Annotated in this window: 17 protein-coding genes; 3 read left to right on the forward strand and 14 right to left on the reverse strand. The window is 37.8% G+C overall.

Annotation, left to right across the window (positions count from 1 at the left end; genetic code table 11):
* Positions 1-128 precede the first annotated feature (128 nt).
* A complete protein-coding gene (locus BN3326_RS10690; protein ID WP_069999193.1) occupies positions 129-887 on the forward strand; it encodes an SDR family NAD(P)-dependent oxidoreductase in 759 nt (252 codons plus the stop codon).
* A gap of 129 nt (positions 888-1,016) precedes the next feature.
* On the opposite strand, the gene BN3326_RS10695 is transcribed toward BN3326_RS10690, so the two are convergent.
* Positions 1,017-1,580 carry a TetR/AcrR family transcriptional regulator gene (locus BN3326_RS10695; protein WP_069999194.1) on the reverse strand — a complete coding sequence of 188 codons (564 nt, stop codon included), beginning with the start codon at positions 1,578-1,580 and terminating at the stop codon, positions 1,017-1,019.
* Positions 1,581-1,700: 120 nt separating this feature from the next.
* Between BN3326_RS10695 and BN3326_RS10700 the strand changes: the two genes are divergently transcribed.
* Both BN3326_RS10700 and BN3326_RS10705 read left to right on the forward strand, forming a co-directional pair.
* The gene (locus BN3326_RS10700) at positions 1,701-2,948 is read left to right on the forward strand and encodes a glycosyltransferase (RefSeq protein ID WP_069999196.1); all 1,248 of its coding nucleotides are present in this window, start codon (positions 1,701-1,703) and stop codon (positions 2,946-2,948) included.
* Between the two features lie 4 nt (positions 2,949-2,952).
* Positions 2,953-4,191 (forward strand): MFS transporter, encoded by a 1,239-nt coding sequence (locus BN3326_RS10705; RefSeq protein WP_069999198.1) that lies wholly within the window; start codon positions 2,953-2,955, stop codon positions 4,189-4,191.
* Positions 4,192-4,593: 402 nt separating this feature from the next.
* On the opposite strand, the gene BN3326_RS10715 is transcribed toward BN3326_RS10705, so the two are convergent.
* From BN3326_RS10715 to BN3326_RS10775, 13 genes are all read right to left on the reverse strand, one after another.
* Positions 4,594-6,843 carry a GH36-type glycosyl hydrolase domain-containing protein gene (locus tag BN3326_RS10715; protein ID WP_074463606.1) on the reverse strand — a complete coding sequence of 750 codons (2,250 nt, stop codon included), beginning with the start codon at positions 6,841-6,843 and terminating at the stop codon, positions 4,594-4,596.
* Between the two features lie 91 nt (positions 6,844-6,934).
* Positions 6,935-8,677: a DUF2264 domain-containing protein gene (locus BN3326_RS10720; RefSeq protein ID WP_069999202.1), complete on the reverse strand. Its 1,743-nt coding sequence runs from the start codon at positions 8,675-8,677 to the stop codon at positions 6,935-6,937.
* Between the two features lie 14 nt (positions 8,678-8,691).
* Positions 8,692-9,807 carry a glycoside hydrolase family protein gene (locus BN3326_RS10725; protein ID WP_083258637.1) on the reverse strand — a complete coding sequence of 372 codons (1,116 nt, stop codon included), beginning with the start codon at positions 9,805-9,807 and terminating at the stop codon, positions 8,692-8,694.
* A 27-nt stretch (positions 9,808-9,834) separates the two neighbouring features.
* Positions 9,835-10,686 carry a carbohydrate ABC transporter permease gene (locus BN3326_RS10730; protein ID WP_069999206.1) on the reverse strand — a complete coding sequence of 284 codons (852 nt, stop codon included), beginning with the start codon at positions 10,684-10,686 and terminating at the stop codon, positions 9,835-9,837.
* A gap of 47 nt (positions 10,687-10,733) precedes the next feature.
* Complete coding sequence (locus tag BN3326_RS10735; RefSeq protein WP_083258638.1) at positions 10,734-11,714, reverse strand: carbohydrate ABC transporter permease; 981 nt, start codon at positions 11,712-11,714, stop codon at positions 10,734-10,736.
* Between the two features lie 94 nt (positions 11,715-11,808).
* Positions 11,809-13,293: an ABC transporter substrate-binding protein gene (locus BN3326_RS10740; protein ID WP_069999208.1), complete on the reverse strand. Its 1,485-nt coding sequence runs from the start codon at positions 13,291-13,293 to the stop codon at positions 11,809-11,811.
* A 212-nt stretch (positions 13,294-13,505) separates the two neighbouring features.
* Complete coding sequence (locus tag BN3326_RS10745; protein WP_069999212.1) at positions 13,506-15,122, reverse strand: response regulator; 1,617 nt, start codon at positions 15,120-15,122, stop codon at positions 13,506-13,508.
* Positions 15,103-16,929 carry a cache domain-containing sensor histidine kinase gene (locus tag BN3326_RS10750; RefSeq protein ID WP_207646334.1) on the reverse strand — a complete coding sequence of 609 codons (1,827 nt, stop codon included), beginning with the start codon at positions 16,927-16,929 and terminating at the stop codon, positions 15,103-15,105. The genes BN3326_RS10745 and BN3326_RS10750 overlap by 20 nt, the downstream gene beginning before the upstream one ends.
* Positions 16,930-17,135: 206 nt before the next feature.
* Positions 17,136-17,927 carry a polysaccharide deacetylase family protein gene (locus BN3326_RS10755; RefSeq protein ID WP_069999215.1) on the reverse strand — a complete coding sequence of 264 codons (792 nt, stop codon included), beginning with the start codon at positions 17,925-17,927 and terminating at the stop codon, positions 17,136-17,138.
* Positions 17,928-17,944: 17 nt separating this feature from the next.
* A complete protein-coding gene (locus BN3326_RS10760) occupies positions 17,945-18,211 on the reverse strand; it encodes a DUF6171 family protein (RefSeq protein ID WP_069999216.1) in 267 nt (88 codons plus the stop codon).
* Between the two features lie 2 nt (positions 18,212-18,213).
* Positions 18,214-19,692 carry an alpha-N-arabinofuranosidase gene (locus BN3326_RS10765; RefSeq protein WP_069999217.1) on the reverse strand — a complete coding sequence of 493 codons (1,479 nt, stop codon included), beginning with the start codon at positions 19,690-19,692 and terminating at the stop codon, positions 18,214-18,216.
* A gap of 56 nt (positions 19,693-19,748) precedes the next feature.
* A complete protein-coding gene (locus BN3326_RS10770) occupies positions 19,749-20,603 on the reverse strand; it encodes a carbohydrate ABC transporter permease (protein WP_069999219.1) in 855 nt (284 codons plus the stop codon).
* Between the two features lie 25 nt (positions 20,604-20,628).
* The gene (locus tag BN3326_RS10775) at positions 20,629-21,498 is read right to left on the reverse strand and encodes a carbohydrate ABC transporter permease (RefSeq protein ID WP_069999221.1); all 870 of its coding nucleotides are present in this window, start codon (positions 21,496-21,498) and stop codon (positions 20,629-20,631) included.
* Positions 21,499-21,538: the final 40 nt, after the last annotated feature.

Raw genomic sequence — 21,538 nt, forward strand, 5'->3', positions numbered from 1 at the left:
TTAAATAATTATCACGTAAGCGTTCACGTAAGCCAACGCACTGTCTAACCTATCTGGTTGGAGAGTGCGTTTTTTCGTCTCTCCAGCAGATATAAATGAATTTTAAATTTTAAGGAGAGATGTAAACTATGAGCAAAAAAACAGTTTTAGTCACCGGTGGAAGCCGAGGATTGGGCAAAAATATGGCGGTTAAGCTCGGCCAAAAAGGTCTGAATGTAATTATCACCTATCACAGTAAAAAAGAGGAAGCTTTGCAGGTGGTGGAAGAAATCCAGAAAACCGGTAGCAGGGCAACAGCTCTGAACCTAAATATCGGCGACGTCCGGTCCTTCGATGTATTTTTTGAGCAGGCTGCAGAGTTGATGAAAATGACCTTTAACACAGATCAATTTGATTATTTAGTCAATAACGCGGGCGTTGGTATGAATGTTCCTTTTAAAGATACCACCGAAGATCAGTTTGATGAGCTGATGAATGTTCAGTTTAAAGGCGTTTATTTCTTTACACAGAAAGCACTGAACTACCTCAGTGACGGCGGAGGTATCATCAATATCTCAAGCAGATTGGCACAGGCGAGTATGCCGGGATACTCCGCGTATGCATCCATGAAAGGGGCTATTGAAACACTCACGCGATACCAGGCAAAAGAACTGAGTTCAAGAGGCATTCGAGTAAATGCAGTAGCTCCTGGTCCCATAGCCACCGATTTTGCAGGCGGTATTATCCGGGATAATGTTCAGTATAACGCGCATGTTAAAGCAGCTACGGCACTTGGACGTGTCGGTGAGCCAGATGATATTGGAGGAGTAGTTGCATTTCTTTGCACGGAAGATGCACGCTGGATTACGGGGCAACGAATTGAAGTTTCCGGTGGAATGAACCTCTAAACAACAAAATAGGGTAGAAAGATAATAATATTTCGCAGAAAAAATAAGAAATACCCTGGGGGAAGTTTCCTATAAAAAGGAGGTCCTAGTTTCTTTCAAGTTGCAACCACTTTATCATTACTCATTTAGTTATTTTGATAAATGCTTGATAACACCATTCTCCATAAGATTATGCATTAAAACAATCAAGTCCTTTGCAGGTAATATTTTGTCCTGGTTAAACCAATAACTCATAATGCCAATCATACCTGACAGAACATACTCCAAAACAAAATCAAATTCTATAGGATTTAAACCATGTTTTTCAGAGAATCCTAGCTTAAGTATAGGCTTTGTTGAGTTTTTAAGTTTGCTTGCAAAAGCAGGGTCACCGTTATCGCTAAGTAAAACAGAATAATATTTACTATTTTGCTCGTATAGCTTCATAAACATATCTAATGGCATACCTATATTTTCATCTGCCATAATAATCGGCGGTAACTCCTCCAATGTAGGTATTAAGGATTCTTCTATTTGATCAAGAACATCGTATATATCTATAAAATATTCATAGAAAGTTCCTCTATTGTAGCCCGCTTTCTGGGTGATTTCTTTTACAGTTATTTTCTCTATCCTTTTTTCACAGTATAACGACCAAAAGGCATCAATTAGGTTTTGCTTAGTCTGAGCCCTTAACTCTGGTTGTTTATTCATTTTTTCATCTCCTTAAAATCCGACGTTCACTATTATATTGTCGGTTGATGCTTAGGATAAACATGGTATACTGTAATCATACAACAGGTTGTTGGATTACACAACAGGAGGATAAAAAATATGATTACAATACTTTGTGCCGGATCTAGAGGAGATTTTCAACCATATATTGCACTTGCGCAACAACTAAAAAAACTGGGTAAGGATGTTCGCATCACTGGAAGCAAAAGTTTTGAGGGCTTTATTCGCAGCTATGGAATTGATGTATATCCCATAGCTGCAGATATCGCAACTCTAAAGATTGATCCAAAGCTGTTAAAGGATGCTGGGTCATCTGATAATCCTTTAAAAATGCTTCTAACTTTTAACAAAATGAAGAAATATGGAATTTACATGGTAAATGATTACTACTCTGCCTGCGAGGGAAGCGAATTAATCATCTATCACCCCGGCTGTACCATTGGCTACTTTGCAGCACAGAAATTTGGTATTCCTTCTGTTTTGGCATCTCCCTTCCCAATGCACAAGACCAAAGAATATCTATCAGTGGTGATGTATGGAAAAACAAAATCCAATGCAGTGACCAAAAAATTAAGCTATGCTCTAATTCAGGGAATGCTGTGGATGGCCTCAAAGAGCTCTGTAGAAGGTTTCTTGAAGGAAAAATTTTGTAAACTGCCTGATAATTTTGGCTGCCCCTTTGAAAAACATACAGACAAAAAACATCCAGCCCTTGTCTCATGCAGCAACTTCGTTTTCAAAAGACCTGATGATTGGAACAAAAACATTCACCAAAGTGGCTATTGGTTTGTTGAGGAGCCTCATGAGTATACCCCAAGCCATGAGCTTGCAGATTTCTTAAAAGCTGGTGAAAAGCCTGTATATGTCGGGTTTGGAAGCATGACTTCTTTAGATAAACATGGGGATTTAGCAAAAATGGCAGCTGAAGCCATTGTCAAAAGCGGAAAGCGTGGCATTATTTGCGGTATGGGAAAACCAGCAAATTTGCCTAAAAGCATTATAGCCATTGATAGTATTCCCCACACCTGGCTGTTTGAAAGGGTTTCAGCAGTATGCCATCACGGAGGGGCTGGCACCACAGCAGCAGGATTTAAGGCAGGAGTCCCAAGTATCATTGTACCTTTCTCCAATGACCAGTTTGCATGGGCTCACAGGTCCTATGACTTAGGAGTTGGTGCAAAACCCATTCCTAAAAAAGAATTATCCTCAGATAGACTTGCTGATGCAATCAAGTTTGCTTTAAGTGATAAAATTGTTGCAAACGCTAGAAGCCTAGGCAAAAAAATAGCTTCAGAAAATGGAGCCGTGGAATGTGCAAAAATTATTGTAGAGTGTCTAGAGGGGTGATGATATGAAGTCCACTCAGAATTGGAGAAAATCATTTTTTACAATATATATAGGTCAGGGATTTTCCTTATTGAGTTCCAGCGCTGTACAGTTCTCAATCATTTGGTGGATTACAATGGAAACAGGTTCGGCTATGGCACTAACAATTGCAAGTGTCATAGGCTTGCTTCCACAAGCTGTCATTGGTATCTTTGCAGGGGTTTGGATAGACAGGTATAACCGTAAAAAAATAATGATTATAGCTGATAGTACTGTAGCATTATCAAGCTTGCTTTTAGGATTTTTATTTATCATAGGCATTAAGTCAATTGTATTTGTTTATATCGTTTTGTTTATCAGAGCCTTGGGAGAAACCTTTCATAAGCCGGCACTCCAGGCTGTTATTCCCCAGCTCGTCCCTCAATCAGAACTTACAAAAGCAGGGGGCTTGGGACAAATGATTAACTCAGCATGCTCTATGGCGGGGCCTATGCTTGGTGCCTTTCTAATGAGCATAACATCTCTTCAATACGCATTACTTGTTGATGTTTTGGGAGCGATTTTCGCAGTAATAACCTTATCCTTTGTAAAAATTCCAAAATATACAGTAAACAATGGAAGTCAACTAAGCTTCATCAAGGATATGAAACAGGGCATTAATGCTATTAAGTCAAGCAAGGCATTGCTCCGGCTTTCCATTCCCATGCTGATATCCACCGTTATTTTCGTTCCCTTAGGAACACTGTTGCCCCTTATGGTTAAAGAATATTTCAATGGAACGGCCTGGCACAACGGCATTGTTCAAACCTTATTTTCCAGTGGAATGCTGATTGCAGCTATGGTAATAGGCATTACCGGGGGCCTAAAAAAGCAATTCTTTATGATTTCACTTTCAACGGGTTTATTAGGTATCTGTGCATTAATTGGCGGTATTTTACCAGCACATTTATTTTGGGTGTTCTGCTTTGTTGTATTTGTTATGGGAGCGACGGGCATGGGTTTCAATGTTCCCTTTACTTCCTACATTCAAAGAACTGTTCCAGCAGAAAACTTGGGGAAAGTTATCTCTCTTGTTACAAGCATTATGAGTTTCGCTGCGCCTATAGGCATGTTCATTGCAGGCCCTATATCAGAAATCATCGGAGTAAGTAGCTGGATGTTTTATGCAGGAATAGTGATGATCTTTGTGGGCATTCTATGTTATTTTCTGACCAGAGAGTTTGATAATCAATTGTATAACGAGGTTATGTCAAATGAAAAGTAAAATCTTAAAGAGTATTTTAATCCTAATTCTTTTATCAGTTTCTCCTTTTGTTGTGTTATCTGTAATAGGCATGCTATACGTTCTGTTTCAAATGATAGGAGGTGTCTCCTTTGCACTAGGGGTTCAGTCATTTATTAAGTTCATCTACAGTCTTGTACCTTTCTTTCCCTATGTGACAACGATACCAATAGTAATAGTTTTAGCTATGTTACTATTTAAAAGCAGAGCAAAGTAGTAAGATCTACATTAGCTGGTTTGTATTTGAATTAGAGATTTACATTAGTTTTAGTCTCTATATAATGCATATCATTTTTCGAGATATTCTTAGAAAAGTCGAGAACTCCACTTTTTACTTGTTTGTCAATAAAATTAAATCTCTATAAAAATAAAGACCGATCAAGGCTACTTATGGCTGGCTACTACGACTTTTACCCTATAACCCCTGTTATCTTCATATGGTAAGATATCCCCTTGTATTTCCTCGCCATCTACTAAAATCATTTCTTCTTTTCCTATCATCAGCTCGATATTGTATTCGGCCTTTTTAAATTTTCGGCTGACAGAAAGACTATCCCAGCCATCTGGCAGGCATGGCTTTATTTGGAGGCCTTTGACTGTGGCTTTAATACCTAGCAGCTCCTCAATAACTAACATAAGCATCCAGGCTGCCGTTCCCGTATTATAGTGTAAACTAGAACGTCCAAAATGAGGTGAATCCTTCAGACCATAATAATAATTGGGTAAATAGACAGGTAACTGCAGATTTTTTTCCGGAGGATTCTCAGCGCTAGTCGGAAGGGTTCGTCGAATCACATCATAAAGGGCATTCCCATCTTGACGTACTGCCTCTGCAAAGGCCATGAACATAGACGCATGGCAATAAACAGAACCATTTTCTGTGGTACCCGCCTTCTTTACGCTAATTCTCCCCCACCGGCTGTCCCACTCCTTAAAAGGTGGGTCTATCAATAAAGGACCAAAGGGTGTTTTTAATCTTTCTATAGACTGTAAAAGTACTTTTAGGCGCTCTTCATCTACAAGACCTGCTATTATCGCCCAACTCTGAGTATTTAAAAATAAACGGTTATGATCTTTTTCATCCCCGTAAGCTATGCCATTATCATCAAAGCCTGCCGCATACCAAGCACCGCTCCAGCAGTGGTGGTTAACATCGTCTACAAGCTTATTCTTTAATGTTTTTAACAGCGTCACATCTTCAATAGATTGTTCTTTTGCATATTCTAAGAACTGATTAATACTGTAGATAAGCGCCATAGTAGACCAGGCAGATTCGCCTTTACCCGCTCTTCCCACCCCGTTAATAGGATCATTCCAATCGCCGTCTCCAATTAAGCATAGGCCGTGTTCGCCAAGTTGTTCTCCCATATACCTAATGGCCTTATAAAGGTGCTCATATATAGTGCCATCTCCACCATCTGCATAAGGTATTTGAACATTCATCAGGCTAATATCACCATTTTGGCGGATCAGTACACAAAGGCAGATCACAAGCCATAGCGGTCCATCTGTGTGATTTAAAAGACATAATCCTCTAGGCTTCGTCCCATCCGTAAAATGCCATTGTTGTATAAAGCCATCCTTTCTTTGCAGTGCTAGAACATCAAACATATATTTCTTTGCTTCTTCCGGATCGACCAGGGTATACCCCATCGCATCCTGGAGGCGGTTTCTTGTTGGACAATAGGTCGTTCCTCGGTTTTGTCTGGTTAATAATGTGACTTGTTTTTTTAGCCAGAAGTTGATGAGGTGGTTTAAGTTGTCATCCGGTGTTGTGATGTGAAACCTGCCAAGCTGCTCTTCTTCATGCTGCTTGGCGCTTTCCCACATCTCTTTAATCCCAGCCTTATCTAACTTGCTCTTCATCTGCAGAATTTGCTCTTTATTTTGAGCGGCACCTAAAATAAGATGAAACTGTATGGTACCTCCAGCATCTATACTATATACATGTTGCATGGCACCGCAAAACTCCTCTGCTTCACCCTCAACCTGGCTGCATCTTTTATTTTTTACTGCATCTGGCACCACGTCGCTATCGTCGCATCCAAAAAACTTTCTTTTGCTCATATCCCATGACGCTGGTGGTTCATCTGAAAAAAGGTAGAAGTGGCTCAACTTTTTTTCAACGGCTTCTTTTTCTTCATAAAATGTATGATATGGAAAAGCATACTTAACAAGAATATGATTTTCCTCATCATACGTACACGCGCCCCCCATCACCCCATGATCATAGAATCCAAACGCCGAAAAGAAAGAAATATTTCTTCTCGTTTCAGATAGGTTAGTCAGGGAGACTGTCCATATTTCATTGCAGCCGCCCTTTGGTACAAAGACGTGGATTTTGCTTTTAATCTGTTTATATGTCATACATAATTCTGAAAAACCTAAGCCATGTTTACAGGTAAAATAATCATAGGGTTTTCTAAGGGGCACATGGTTAGGATTCCAGACTTCCTTGGTGTCATGGTCATACATATAAAAATAACGATAGCCTGTCATACAAGGCTGGCGGTTATAATGCGTAACTATACTGCTTTCCCCTTGTAGCGTCTGGCTTACTGCCATATGGTAGGTGTCATTAAACAAATAATTTGTCCAAACAGACGGCGTGTAGGGTGTTCCTATTTCATACACTTGCCCATTTTCTATAAATCTTCCAAGCTTCAGAGCAATCCCTCCTCATTTCCTTCACCTCTCACTTAAAGCCTTCATCCATGATATTTTTTTATAAATCGTGTTTCACACCTAGTGAATCTTTTTTAGCAATAGATGTTATAACTTGTGTTACGACTTCTGTTATCCCTTTTTGGACTTGATAAATGACGGCTGGTATTTTTGTCCTAGGCGTCATTAAATTGGTATTAGGTGCAACATGAATAATCGTGCCACGCCCCTCTCCTTCTACACTTACCACCTCACAGCAGCTCCAGGTGTTTTTGACACAGGCCAATGCACCTTCTATCTTCTCAGAAACATTTACAACCTCGCCGCTGTCCACTGCAAAGCCGCAATCAAATGCCCTGCATGCTATTTGGCTGGTAATGATGTGACGGCGTCTATGACCCTTTTCTGTTAAAGTGATCCAAGTTTCCACTTCAATGCCTTCTATTGGGGACCATAAAGTGCGCACACCGTTCTCTTCAATTTTGGCGTCCTTACTCTCTCTCCGAATAAAGATACTTCCATCAATTTCAAAGGCCAGCATACTATCTGTTCCAGCCAGTTCAATAGTTTCATTAGAATGAGCGACACTAAAGCCAAATTTAGAGGAATAAGCAAATTTACCATACTTTTCTGGGAAGTGCCCGAGTGGCGGCCTTCGGTAGATCCCTGTGGGAAATAACACAGCATGATTTGTCATACGTTGCATCAGCACATCACCATAAGGAAGATGCTTCTTGTTTTCTAGAGTCGGCATGCCTTTAGGCTCTGTATGCCAGAAAGAATGTGCACTTGGAAGTGCAAGTATCACAAAAGCTTTTAATGCCCAATAAGGAGAACCTGGTGCATTGTAGATCTCTGCCATACGCAGGTTAGGATAATGATAGCCTATAGTAAGAACACCATCCCGGTCAAAAATAGGCTTCTCCATCCAATAGGTCATATGCCTCACAATAAGTCCTTTTATAATGCCTAAGTCTAGTCCATCAACATGTAAGTCCGCAAAAACATAGGCGCCCCAAAAAGCACATTGAGCAAAGCGATAAGTTTGTGAACGCCCATAAGGTATTGCAGCTCCCTCTTCATCAAACCAATATATAAAGTCTTTGGCAAACACTTGGGCTCTTTCTCTAAAACGACTGCATCTTTCTACGTCAACTTCATTATTCAATTTCACATAAATTAAACTGTAGAAATGAATCGCAAAAGATATGTAGTAATCTTTTCGGTTTGTCTTGCCGTCTTGATACCAGCCACCGCCTACATAAAAGTCTTCTATTCGTTTCAACCCAGTTTCTAGCCTTTCTGCATCATAAGCTCTGCTTAGTTTCTTGAGGGCAGTATTAACTAATATCTCAAAAAACCACCAGTTATTATCTGGGTACGTATAAGCGTTAATCTCTTTAAGCCAATCTGCAAGATTGTTTTTTTCACCTTCACTTAAAGGTTCCCATATTTTATCTGGTGCCAATAAAAACCCAAAAGCTAGTGCAGCCATTTCTACAAATCGCTGGTCTTCGTTAAAAAATCCTCCCCAATAGTTTTTATTAGCTTTATCGGTACCCACTGCGATGCCCGCTCTATAGATTTCCTCAAATCTGTCAGTTTCTCCACCGCCAGCCCAGTATGGGGCAAGACCCCACAGCGGCCGGGCGAAAGCTTCAAATAAAACGGTCGTATGATCGTAGTTTGCGCCTGTACTTCCTAAATCTAGTCCGGCCTGATCAGGACTATACAACTTTTCCAAGGGATTAAGTACTCCCATGAGCAGATTCTGAAAATCTTCTTGAGTATGTAATGCCTTCATAACTACCTCCCCCTTTACCATAATGATTTGCCGCCAAGCAGGCGTGTAATCGCCTCAACAAAGAAAAAATCACCATAGATAATAGGAATGTGTCGTCCAATATTGCTGTGATAGCGTTCGGTACCCATTTGCAAGATAGAATCCTGCTGATCATCCCAGTTGCAGAAGTTCTGCTCCATTGCCATAAGGAGTCGATAAGCCCCATTATAATAGGTATTTTTCTCAAACTCTTCGACTAGGTCACCTATCTCCAATAAGCCACATGCAGCGATTGCGCCTGCTGTGCTGTCATAAATAACAGGCTCACTTGGGCTTCTAAAATCACACTTTGGCAGCCAATCCTCACTGACACACGCCATAAAGTAATGAGCAACCCGTTTAGCTGCTGCAAGATAATCTGTATTTCCTGTGTAGCGATAACTTAATGCAAAGCCATAGAGTGCCCACGCCTGGCCTCTAGACCAGGATGAACCTTCACTATACCCCTGTCCTCTTTCTTCACCAATGGCCCCTCCATTTATGGGGTCATGTACAACGATATGTTTGACACTACCATCTTCTCTTAGATGATTAGCCATAGTCATATCAGCATGAGCCTGCGCAATATAAGAAAACCTTGGATCCTTACTTTCTAAAGAAGCCCAATATAATAATGGAAGATTCATCATCGCATCAATAATGGACCAACCTAGCTGATCCTCTCCATTCCAGGCACGGATAAACTGCCCTCTTAAATTAAAACGTCCTGCCAATACGTTAGCCGCATACATAGCTCTTGTTTTAGAGTCTTCATTTTGACTGAGTCTAAAAGAAGCACCGCTGGATATATGCCACATAAAACCTACGTCATGATGAAGTTCATCATAGCGCTTTAATGCCGTATCTAACAGCCGCTCTCCTTCTTGGGCAGATTCCTTATATAGCCCCTCTCCTGTTTTAGCGTACATCATCCACATCATCCCAGGCCAAAAGCCATTGGTCCACCAATTAGGATCTTTTTGTGACTGGTCATCATACTGTCCATCAACAACTGTATAAGGCAGTTTCTGATTATTTCTCTTGGCTGTTAGTTCTAACTTCTTTTCTATCTTTTTCCATATGGCTTCACACCATTTATCTCTATTATTCAAAACTATTCCTCCTATTCAATCTCCTCTTTACATTTTAACTGCACCTTCTGTTACACCTGCAACTACCCATTTACTTGTACAGATATACACAATAACGACTGGTAAAATAGCTAGACTTGCCCCCGCTAATAAGAGTCCCCATTCTGTCGCAGCCTCCCCTGTGGAATCTTTCAGCGCAATGACCGCCACTACAAGGGGCTGTATTTTAGTATTGGTAAACGTCATGACATATGGCCAGAAGAAGTCATTCCAAATACGGTTAAAAAAGATAACTGAGAAAGTTCCAATCAAAGGTTTACCAAGGGGTAGCCCCATATAAAAAAAGCGCTGAAATAAATTACATCCATCAATTTCTGCTGCTTCATCAATTTCTTTTCCTTGGCTTCTGAAATAAGCCTCAAAAATAAATACTTCTGCACTAGATGTGGTAATGATCCCGAGCAAAATAGAAAGGCGAGTTCCTGTAATGCCTAAACTCCGCATAATTTCTAGCTTAGGATAAAGTGTCATGGGCCCAAGCGCCACAAACATCGTGCCTAATATAAGCAGTCTAAGTATTTTTTTACCTGCAAAATCCTGCCTGGCTAAGCAAAATCCCAGTGCACATACATTAAACATAGAAATAATTGTCCCTGCTACTGAATAAAAAATACTATTGCCTGTATAGGTAAAAAACTTGGCTTCTTTAAAGGCACGGACATAATTACGCCATACTACTTCTTGTGGAAAAAAAGTATTACCTGTAAGAAGTTCAGAAACAGGTTTTAAAGAACCCATGAAACTATATAAAATAGGATAAATAACAATTCCACTGATAACAAACAAAAAAGCGTAGATTAAGCCATGACTTACTATTTTTTTAATAGAAACACTTTTCATATCATATCCTCTCTTTCATCTTGGCAGATTTAAAGACCTCATCTGCTTTAATCATATTGCAATTTTTTACTTAATTTCATATACACAGCTGTAATAATACCTACGATCACGGCAGAGACCACCGCTACCGCTGCACCTAAACCGTATTGAGCTGTCGTACCGCTTGGGAAAAACAGATTATAGATGTAGAGAAAAGTTAGTTCCGTCCCATGATTAGGCCCGCCTTTAGTTAAAATAAAATAAGAACCCATAGATTTTAAACAACCAACAAGAGAAAGCATAATAATGACTTGCCCCATAGGTCCCATCATAGGAAGCGTAATATATCTTAGCTGCTGAGATGCATTTGCCCCATCAACTGACGCACTTTCATAAACATCTTTAGGAATATTAGTGAGTCCTGCAATAAAAAAGAGCATGTTTAATCCAAAGAATATCCATACGTCCGCAAGAACCCCTGCCAAAAAGGCACTATTCGTATGGGCAAGTATAGAAAAATGCTTCGTAATGATTCCAAGATCCGCTAATTGCTTCGAAAGTATGCCGTTAAATGGATTGAGGATGATGCCAAAAACCATAAAAATAGCAAAGCTTGGAAGAATCTGAGGCATATAAAATAGTGTCTTAAAAAAAGTCCGTCCTTTTACTTTGCTCGTTACAAAAAGTGCACAGAAGAAAGCAAGTGGAATCTCTATCGTTGTTTTAATAAGTGCATAGGATAAGGTTCTCCCCCATGATGTCCAATAAAGTAAAAAATGACTGTTCCTATTTTCCATCATGTCTTTAAAGTCAAATAGTTTTCTAAAATTATCAAAACCCACAAAAATAGGCATTGTCGTACCATCATAATTATATAAGCAATATTTTAACGCCCAGATGATCGGATAGATTCCCATCATGAAAAAAAGAATCAATGTGGGCAGAAGTAAAATATACACTGGCATACTCATCTTAATCCTTTTCGCAAAATGTATCATTTTCTTGCTGACATAGCTTGAGTCTACCGCCCTTTTTATTTCGTTGATCATATTACTCACCCTTCCTTATAAAAATAGTATTTAACTCATCATAAAAAGGGAGAAGAATAATCTCCTCCCTACATCTAAGCATATCTATCATGTATTATGGTTGAAGAGCCTTCCATTCATCTGCTGACAAGTATTCGATCTGTTCTGGGTCAATAGGCTTTTTAGCATCAAAATTCTTCACTGACATGATTTTCCCTAGGAAATCTATTTTTACACGCGATGCCGCTGACTTTTCTTCATCAATTTTGGCCTGCTCATAAATTCCTTGGTTATAGCGTTTGCTTAATTCTGCCAGTGATGAATCAATGTCCATACTTGGCACAGCTATCAGCTGCGCAACAGTAGTTGACTCGTTGTCTCCTGTAAGCTGAACACCTAGTACTACTTTAGAGGTCTGCACCATATCCTCTGTTGGGCTATACTGTACCCATTGTTTATGCGGTGATTCTGGTTTATCTTTAGCTTTTTCTAATGCCCATGGTAAAATAGACATATCTGTTGATTTAGAAAGCATTTCAGATTGATAGTCTTCCTCCAACATAAATTGTACGAGTTTTGCTGCCGCTTCTTTATTAAGTGAAGACGCAGAAAGGAAGTAGTTTGCCATATCTCGGAGGCCTAAGGCACCTTTATTCTCTCCGTCTATAGCCATTGGCCAATCCATAACACTCCAGTTACACGTTGCTGCAAATTGATCATTAATGGCTGCACAATCCCATGATACTGAAGGTATCATGCCTATTCTTCCTGCTGCAAACTGCGCACGAAGACCATCATTATCTAATGTTTCTGCCCCTGGGAATGTTACACCGTCTGAAACCATTTTACGGAATAGCTCTATATAAGGTTTTGTGTAGCTAAAATCGTACGTATTACGATTAAAATCATAGCCTATTTTATAATAGCCCTCATAAGCTCCTATGGGTTCTAAAATAAACGGAATGGCTGAGCCTGCTACTGAACTGCTTAGACCAAATCCATAGTAATCTCCATTTCCTTTTTCAGTTATTTTTTTGGCACTTTCATAAACTTCATCCCATGTTTTTGGCAGTTCGGTGATGCCTGCCTCCTTAAATAAATCTTCATTGTATGCCAGTTTATAAGTTCTCGCCCCCCATACAAAGGCATATGTATTGAAGTCTCCATCTACGCTGACTTTATAAGAATAGGGATCGATTTTTTTCTTAAAATCATCTTCTAGGTATGCATCCCATGGCTCTATCCACTTATTACTTAATGCTTCTGTTATATCTTGAACGCCATGCATAACATCTGGTGCTTGACCAGATAAAATAGCAGTTTTTAATGCGGTCTGCCATTCTCCTGTTTTCAACACAACCTCAACTGTAATATTATCTTCATTTGTCTGATTAAACTTCTCAATCATAGGCTCAATCGCACTCATAGAACCTGCTGTCCATGTAAAATACTGTAATTTGATTGGATCTTTCTTTGTACTGCTCTGGGCCGCTTTATTTGAGTTAACATCATTTGCAGATGGTGATGGCACCCCACATCCTGTTCCTAATAATGTGGCTGTCATAGCTGTTGCTATTATTTTTTTTGTAATCTTCCTCATGTAAGTCCCTCCTCATTTATTTATAATCCTAGTATATCAACTTTGCTGTATAAAAAACTTACTCTGCATGTAAGGAAACTTACAGGGCTTCAAACTTTCCTATTTCACAAGAAAGTGTGCAAAAAACGCACACGCTTGTGAAACAGGAAAGTTTGGTCCCTTGCAAGCAAGACGCACTTTCCTATTTCACAAAAACAGGGTATCACACACTATTATTGTGCAATACCCGTCTTTGAATCTCTATTTTTATGCATCTTCAACATATATTTTTTATAAATCTGAGAAAAATATCTGCCATCACTATAGCCTAGTGCATACGCAATTTGGTTATGATTGTATTTCTTCTCCTTCAAAAGTTCTGTAGCTTTTTCCATTTTGGCTCTAATAACATAATCCTTGAAATTTTCACCGCTTTCTTTAAAAAGATAGCTCAGATAATTGGGACTAATATAGACCATATCAGCAACTGTAATAAGGGAAATATCTTTATCAAGATTATTTTTTACAAACTCTTTTGCATTTTCGATGATCCCCTGATTACGGGATTCCCTGTTAACATTAATGGTATTGATAAGTTTTGTAATCGTCTTTATAAAATGCTTTTTTATATAGGACAGAGTCATAGACTCATCCCTTTTAAGCGCTTTTATCAAGCTCTCTTGGTATTTGCAGAAAGGCTCGCTCTCATCGCCTAGGGTCCGCATGGTACGAAAAATGCCATGAGCCAGCACAATAAGTTCATCTCTTACAAAAGTAGAACCTTTATTGACATACTGCTCAAGCTCATTAAAATATCTATCTATCGTTTCAAGGGTCTGACTTAGATTGCCTGAACGTATATTAATAAGAATATCCGCTTCAATTTGTTCTAAATAATAAGGATTTGTATCACCATGGGTTTCAATATCTCCAATATAGATAATACTATTATTGCCCATAAAAAACTTATAAGTGAGCGCTGATTCTGCTTCTCGATAGGCCAAGCTCATTTTTGTGATGTTTTGAATAAGCCTGCCTATACCTACACTAACTGTTCTGTCATATCGCCTTAGGCTTTCTTTCTGAATACGGATCGCCTTACCTGTAAGGTACTTTAAAGCATCCTTTATCGGCAGCTTTTCATCAAAATTTAATAAAATAACAACACGATTTTCGATATTTTGGAATACACAACAAGTATATTCTTTTTGAATAATTTCTTCGCAAAGTTCTTTTAAAAGCATACCTCTAATCCCTAAGTCTTCTATTGATCCCGCTTTATCATCTAGCTCTAATAACATCACAGCAAGATTTTGATCTCTTATAGTTATCCCCAAAAAGGCTAACTGACTATTTAATTCATCCACATTTTCCTCACCTTTACTAACAAGCTGATTTAAATAATGATCTCTCAAAATAGGCATACTTTCTTCCAGCTTTATTTTTAACTGTTCTGTTTCTTGCTGTTTTCTTCTCTTCTCTTCGATTTCTTCCTTCAGTTTACAAATAACTCCCACGATATTTTCTATTTTGGCAGGTTTAAGTAAATAATGGCTGGCCTTATAGTCTATAGCACTTTTTACATACTGAAATTCTTCATGCCCCGATAAAATAACTACTTTTATTTCTGGATATTTTTCATATAAATACTTAGTCAGTTCAATCCCATCCATAAAAGGCATCACTACATCAGTTAAAACAATGTCAGGCTTATTCTTTTCAACCATTTCTAATGCTTCTACGCCGTTTTTGGCCAAACCAATTATTTCTATGCCGCGATTGCCCCAGTCACCTACTTGGCTAATACCACGGCGTAAAATATCTTCATCTTCAACTATGATCATCTTCATGGTTTCTGTCGCCTCCTCCATCAGAAAATTGTGTCGGAAAAGTTAGGAGTACACGGGTTCCTTTTGAAACTTCTTCATCAAATTGAATACCATATTGATCTCCTGCATAAAGAACAATCCGCTCCATAACATTGCCAATAGCATATCCCATATTTTGCTCCGACTTTATATTGCGGCTATTTATTTGTTGAATCATTTCACGCTGAAGGCCTATGCCATTATCTTCGATCTGAAAACATATTGCTTCCCCTTTATTTTCTACTTTTATATCAATATAGCCTTTATAATTAATACTTTTAAAACCATGAATAATTGCATTTTCAACCAGGGGCTGCAGTATCAGTTTAGGAACCCTCATAGAATATACCAAAGGATCAGCTTCAATATGATAATCAAAGCTGTTGTTAGACCGTACCTTTTGTATTTCAATATATTTAGTGATATGATCGAGCTCCCGCTCAACCGTTGTAATATCTTGTCCTTTATTTAAACTTAGACGAAAAAAACCTGCTAAATCAGAAATGAGATCAGCTATATGTTTATGATTATCCATCATAGCCAACCAATACACTGTATCTAGCGTATTATATAAAAAATGGGGATTAATTTGAGCTTGCAAAGCTTTAAGTTCTATACGACGCTTTTGTTTCTCTACAGACCGTATATTTTCTACAAGTTCAGAAATTCTTTTTAGTAAAACATTAAAATTTTTACTTAAGTCCGCTATCTCATCATTGTATTTCGGAACAAAACTTGCAGTTAGTTGATTTTCTAAAGCATTATCCATGGACCTTCCCAGCTCACGGATAGGCTTGACCACTGAATTAGATATAATCGAAGCAATAAGCATAACAAGAAAAATAGCGCCAATAAAAATATAACTCGCTATGACACGGACATGTCCTGCTTTTTGATAAAGTATATTTTGATCATAGACATAGATGATTTTCCAATTAGCATATTCTATCGTCCTATAATAGACGCTAATTGACTTTCCTATTTTATTCGTTTCAAAAAAGCCTTCACCCTCATTAATATTCTTCATAAAAACTGCTCTATAATCCTCAAAGGAAGACTCATTTATTGATCCGCTCTCAATAATGGGTTCTCCTTCTTCTGAAACAATATAAATAAGCGTTTGTCTTTTCTCAGATTCTTTTTCAATAATTTGCTTTAAATAATTTTTCTTCAAATAAAACATAAGCGTCGTATAATCCTGATCATTTTGAGATAAGTACCCGGGATTCAACGATGTACCACCCGTACTTTTTTCCGCAGTATAATAAAAAGAACGCAGCACACAGATGTTTTTCAGTGTATCTCCTATCGCTTGATATTGAATCACATTTTTATTTTTCATTACATATTCATGGTAAATAGACTCTTGAAACGCATTGTAAGAAAGCTTTGGTGTATGACTATCAGAAAAAACCTTCTGATGGTCCATTACCATTAGTATCGAGTCTACTATATCATTATTGCGCAGCCGAATGTCATTAAAATATTCTCTATATTGAATTTCTACAGCTAACCGATCTGCTAAGCTGCCATTTAAGTTTTTACTTTTAATATACAAGTCTTGAAAAGCCAGATTATCAAATATATCCACAAACTCTTGATTAATGTTTTTAATGCGGAAACTAATTTGTTTTTCAATATAATTAATTGAATCTTGCAATATGACGTGCTCGTTATTTTTGAGACTGGCCACAATATAATTGTACGTAAAATACGATAAAACACCTATAATAAAAAAACTAAATAACGTATACAGAAAAATCATGCGAAATTTAAGGGAACGATTCATAAAAAGAGTTTTAGTTAAGTGTATATGCCGCATCTATAAGTATCCTCCCCGAAGCAAAGTATTCATTATTACAAAATACCTCTTTATTTTACCATGTTTCCTACAATAAACTTACTGTATTTGTATAAAAACTTAAGTATTTTGCCATCAGTTATATACTAAGCTGCAATTAACTCTCTTAAGGATACTTTGTCAATACCATTTCATTAAAGACTGTTTTTGCCTGGTTTTACTTCTATGTTTTTATCTCCATGCTTAAGCCATACTGAATATGCTGAATTATTCAGGCAGATAGTTTCTTCAACGTTAAATGTAAGATTTCTTACGGCTGAAAGATAGCCTTCAATTTCTAGATTAGTTGCATACCAAACATCACTCTGAAAGGCTATTTTTTTACAAAACGCTTCTATTATATGCCAGTTTTGGTCCTTTTCAAATTCAAAACTATGTCCCCATATATAAAATAATGGGCACTTCATGTAATCAGGTGGATTAAGAAATATTTCTGCCTTTTCAAGAATGTTGTCATTATGATGACACGTTGGTCTCCAACGCATAAAGTCTCCTGGGATAGCAAATGATTGGGTTGACTCCACTGTTCTTGCATAGCGTATACCTAAACTTTGCAATCTTTGAACTATTTCATCAGAATATTCACCAAAAGCATACGACATCCCTAGTACAAGCTCCCCCGACAGTTGTTCGAGGCTTATACGGTCATCCCATATTTCTTTGATAAACTGAGTATTTGAAATGTGTCTTAAATACTTATGACTGACACCATGACAAGAAACTTCGTGCCCGCTATAAAGCTTTCTTAATTCTTCACCTGTCACGAAACCGTCTTGATTAAGTAACCCCGAGTTTAAATGAAATGTTCCTTTTACACCAAAGTAATTAAAAATTTCTACTAATTTCCGATCAAATATTTGTCCATCATCATAACTAAAAGTTAATGCTTTTGTCTTTCCCTGCGGATATAAAAATTCAATCTTCATATTTACTCCCCCCGTCTTCAGCCTTGTTTATGCCATTTTTCACCTTTGGGATGCGGACAATTCATTCTCTTTTTAATCGCTCTAACGATTACAAAGCAGCCGCAAAATCCACACAGCCCATTAGTGAGACTCTCACAACTCTCACATATAGCAAGTCTTTGTTCATAGATCTCCTGCGGTACTCTCTCTTCCTCACTCAGGGAATCTCTATATGTTTTTAGTGTACTTAACAGCTGCTCCTCATCTTGCTCAAATACCTTGCAGCGTTTACAGATGATTTCCATCTCTACACACCGCTAAAAGTTAACTGTACTATACTGCATGGCGGCACTTCCATCTTGAAACCATCTTCTGTAAGCTGAACCGACTCAAAGGCTTCTAACCTAACCTTGTTTGGCTCTTCAAAAGTATTATGTGCATCCATCTTTTCAGATAACACACGCCCTTTAACTGCTTTAGCTTTAAATCCTAGTAATTGGCCTTCTACTGCCTTAACTTGGTCTAAATCAGTGTTACAAACTGTAATATTAACTTGCCCTTTGTCATCAATAGAAGCTGACTCATACAAGTCTTTGATGCGATATGCGTTACTGCCGATATCCTCTGTACTAATAAAGCTCTCTAATAAAAACGCATCTTGATGCACTTTATATAAGTCAAATACATGGTACGTAGGGGTAAGAAGCATCTTTTGCCCTTCTGTTAAAATGATTGCTTGCAGCACATTAACAATCTGAGCAATATTAGCCATACGTACACGTTCTGCATATTTATTAAATATATTTAAAGTAACACCTGCAAGGATAGCATCCCGCATAGTGTTTTGCTGATATAAAAAGCCTGGATTGGTTCCTGGTTCTACTTGGTACCAGCTGCCCCACTCATCTACTATTACCGCAATACGTTTTTCTTTGTCATACTGATCCATAATATGGATATGTCTATCTAGTAACTCTTCCATAAAAGAAGCTTCTTTTATCGTATGATAATACGCCTCTTCATCAAAACCTAGAGCTGGCATCTTATGGTCCCACCCTCCTGGAATAGTATAATAATGAAGTGTAAGTGCATCCATATAGTTAGCCGCTCTCTCCATAAGTACCTTAGTCCAGTTATAATCACTACCGTTCGCTCCGCAGGCAATTTTATAAAGCTTATTTGAACCATAATTTCTTAAATACGTTTGATATCTGCGATATTCGTCAGCATAATATTCTGGCCTCATATTACCGCCACATCCCCAGTTTTCATTGCCAACACCAAAATACTTGACCTGCCATGCTTTTTCCTGTCCGTTACTTTTACGCAGCTCTGCCATAGGTGAAATGCCATCAAAAGTCAAATATTCTACCCATTCTGCCATTTCTTGTACTGTGCCGCTACCTAGGTTGCCATTGATATACGGTTCACAGTCAACTTGTCTGCAAAGCTCCATGAACTCATGGGTTCCAAAGCTATTGTCTTCTACAACACCACCCCAATGGGTATTAATCATTCTTTTACGGTTCTCCTTAGATCCTATACCATCTTTCCAGTGGTACTCATCTGCAAAACAACCTCCCGGCCATCTCAGCACAGGGACTTTAATATTTCTTAGCGCCTCTACTACGTCTATTCTCATGCCGTTTATATTGGGTATACTAGACTCTTCTCCCACATAAATGCCCTCATAAATACATCTGCCTAGATGTTCTGAGAAGTGTCCATAAATATTTTTATCAATTTTAGATTTTCTATCTTTAACATTTACAACATATCTTATCATTAGCTTTTCACCCTCGTTTTGAATTTTTTCTAGCTGCTTTTATCTTTATCCTTGAACTATCCTTTTACAGCACCTGCTGTTAAACTATTTTGTACCTGCTCACTAAGTAAAATATAAATGAGTATTGTGGGAAAGGTCGCAATCACAAGTCCTGCTCCAATCTCTCCCCATTTCGTTACATAATTTCCTACCATGGACATAATGCCTACCGTAAGTGTTTTAAATTCTTTTTTATTGATGAAGGTAACTGCAAACATAAGTTCATTCCATGTTGAAAGGTAGGTAAAAATAGATACTGTTGCAATAGCTGGCTTGATGAGCGGCAGTATAACTGAAGAGAATATTCTGTAGATACTACATCCATCTATTGCTGCTGCTTCTTCAAGCTCTTTTGGGATACCGCTTAGAAAACTTCCTAATATAAATATTGCCATCGGAATTCCAAAAGCCGTATAAGGTATGATAAGCGCCCAAAACGTATTAAGCAGCTTAAGATTTTTAAGTACCATAAATAATGGCAATAGTGCTGCATGAATAGGAATCATCAGCCCTAATAAAATAATCATCAGCGTTATATTGCTCAGCTTCCATTTCATCCGGTAGATTGCATAGGCTGTCATAGAAGCTAGTAAAACGACTAATACGATTGTGACTGTCGTTACAAATACGCTGTTAACGAAATATTTCATAACGTTAGCTTGAGATATTGCACTTCCATAATTCTGAATACGCCATATCTCAGGAAGTCCTGCAACATTTCCGCCAAATATTTCATTGTTGTCTTTAAACGAAAATAAGATTAACCATATCAAAGGGTATATTTGTATCACTGCAAATAGTACAAGAAAGATCTGCAATGGTATTTTTTTTATATCTCTTTTGTTAAATAAAGATGCCGATATGCCATTCATAAAAATAAACCTCCTACTATTTAATTTAATCTAGTTTCATCATCTTATCAATAAGTACAGTAAGCACTAAACACTCCAAAATAATAAAGACAGATATCGCACTACCATAACCATATTGAAAATTGTTAAAAATAGTAGTATACATCAAGGTACTTGGCACTTCTGTAGAATAAAATGGTCCGCCATTTGTTAAAATATAGATCAAATCAAATACTTTTAAAGCCCCAATAAGTGAAAAGGTGATACAAACCTTTAAAATAGGTTTTAAAAGCGGAATTGTAATATAGAATGCCGTTTTTATGGATGTGGCGCCATCTATTTCAGCCGCTTCATAAATATCTGTAGAAATAGATTTTGCACCTGCGTACATAATGAGCATATGATAGCCTACATATTGCCACAATATAGGAATGAAAGCACATACTAAAGCAGTATTCTCCTGTCCAAGCCAATCATTCATCAAACTATCAAGCCCAATAGATTGAAGTAATGTATTTAAGAGACCATAATCAGCATTATAGATTTTAATCCATAACTGCCCAATGACAACCGTAGAAATAATAACGGGTATAAAATAAACTGTACGATAAAATTTCTCAAATCGTACCCCGCCAGCAAGAATAAGTGCCAAAAAAAGTGAAATCGGCAGTTGAACCACAATAGAAACTGCTGCAAATAACAATGAATTGACAACCGAGTGTAAAAATCTTCCATTTGAAAACATGCTCACATAGTTTTGAATACCAATAAAGGTGCCTTTCCCTATCCCATCCCAATCTAGTGTACTGTAACTTGCCGAGATAATAATAGGGATAAATATGATCGCTAAATATAAAAGAAGTGTGGGAACAACAAAAATACATATTGCTTTTTTATTTGATAGTATCGAATCCATAATATCCCTCCTTTTTAATAAAGCATGTGGTTAAGAAAAT

The sequence above is a fragment of the Cellulosilyticum sp. I15G10I2 genome, assembly GCF_900095725.1.
Taxonomy (GTDB): domain Bacteria; phylum Bacillota; class Clostridia; order Lachnospirales; family Cellulosilyticaceae; genus FMMP01.

Coding starts and splice junctions, on each gene's coding strand:
- BN3326_RS10770 (WP_069999219.1), bottom strand. CDS start 20,603: ATGAATGGCATATCGGCATCTTTATTTAACAAAAGAGATATAAAAAAA.
- BN3326_RS10765 (WP_069999217.1), bottom strand. CDS start 19,692: ATGATAAGATATGTTGTAAATGTTAAAGATAGAAAATCTAAAATTGAT.
- BN3326_RS10755 (WP_069999215.1), bottom strand. CDS start 17,927: ATGAAGATTGAATTTTTATATCCGCAGGGAAAGACAAAAGCATTAACT.
- BN3326_RS10745 (WP_069999212.1), bottom strand. CDS start 15,122: ATGAAGATGATCATAGTTGAAGATGAAGATATTTTACGCCGTGGTATT.
- BN3326_RS10695 (WP_069999194.1), bottom strand. CDS start 1,580: ATGAATAAACAACCAGAGTTAAGGGCTCAGACTAAGCAAAACCTAATT.
- BN3326_RS10740 (WP_069999208.1), bottom strand. CDS start 13,293: ATGAGGAAGATTACAAAAAAAATAATAGCAACAGCTATGACAGCCACA.
- BN3326_RS10690 (WP_069999193.1), top strand. CDS start 129: ATGAGCAAAAAAACAGTTTTAGTCACCGGTGGAAGCCGAGGATTGGGC.
- BN3326_RS10720 (WP_069999202.1), bottom strand. CDS start 8,677: ATGAAGGCATTACATACTCAAGAAGATTTTCAGAATCTGCTCATGGGA.
- BN3326_RS10735 (WP_083258638.1), bottom strand. CDS start 11,714: ATGATCAACGAAATAAAAAGGGCGGTAGACTCAAGCTATGTCAGCAAG.
- BN3326_RS10730 (WP_069999206.1), bottom strand. CDS start 10,686: ATGAAAAGTGTTTCTATTAAAAAAATAGTAAGTCATGGCTTAATCTAC.
- BN3326_RS10705 (WP_069999198.1), top strand. CDS start 2,953: ATGAAGTCCACTCAGAATTGGAGAAAATCATTTTTTACAATATATATA.
- BN3326_RS10700 (WP_069999196.1), top strand. CDS start 1,701: ATGATTACAATACTTTGTGCCGGATCTAGAGGAGATTTTCAACCATAT.
- BN3326_RS10750 (WP_207646334.1), bottom strand. CDS start 16,929: ATGAATCGTTCCCTTAAATTTCGCATGATTTTTCTGTATACGTTATTT.
- BN3326_RS10760 (WP_069999216.1), bottom strand. CDS start 18,211: ATGGAAATCATCTGTAAACGCTGCAAGGTATTTGAGCAAGATGAGGAG.
- BN3326_RS10775 (WP_069999221.1), bottom strand. CDS start 21,498: ATGGATTCGATACTATCAAATAAAAAAGCAATATGTATTTTTGTTGTT.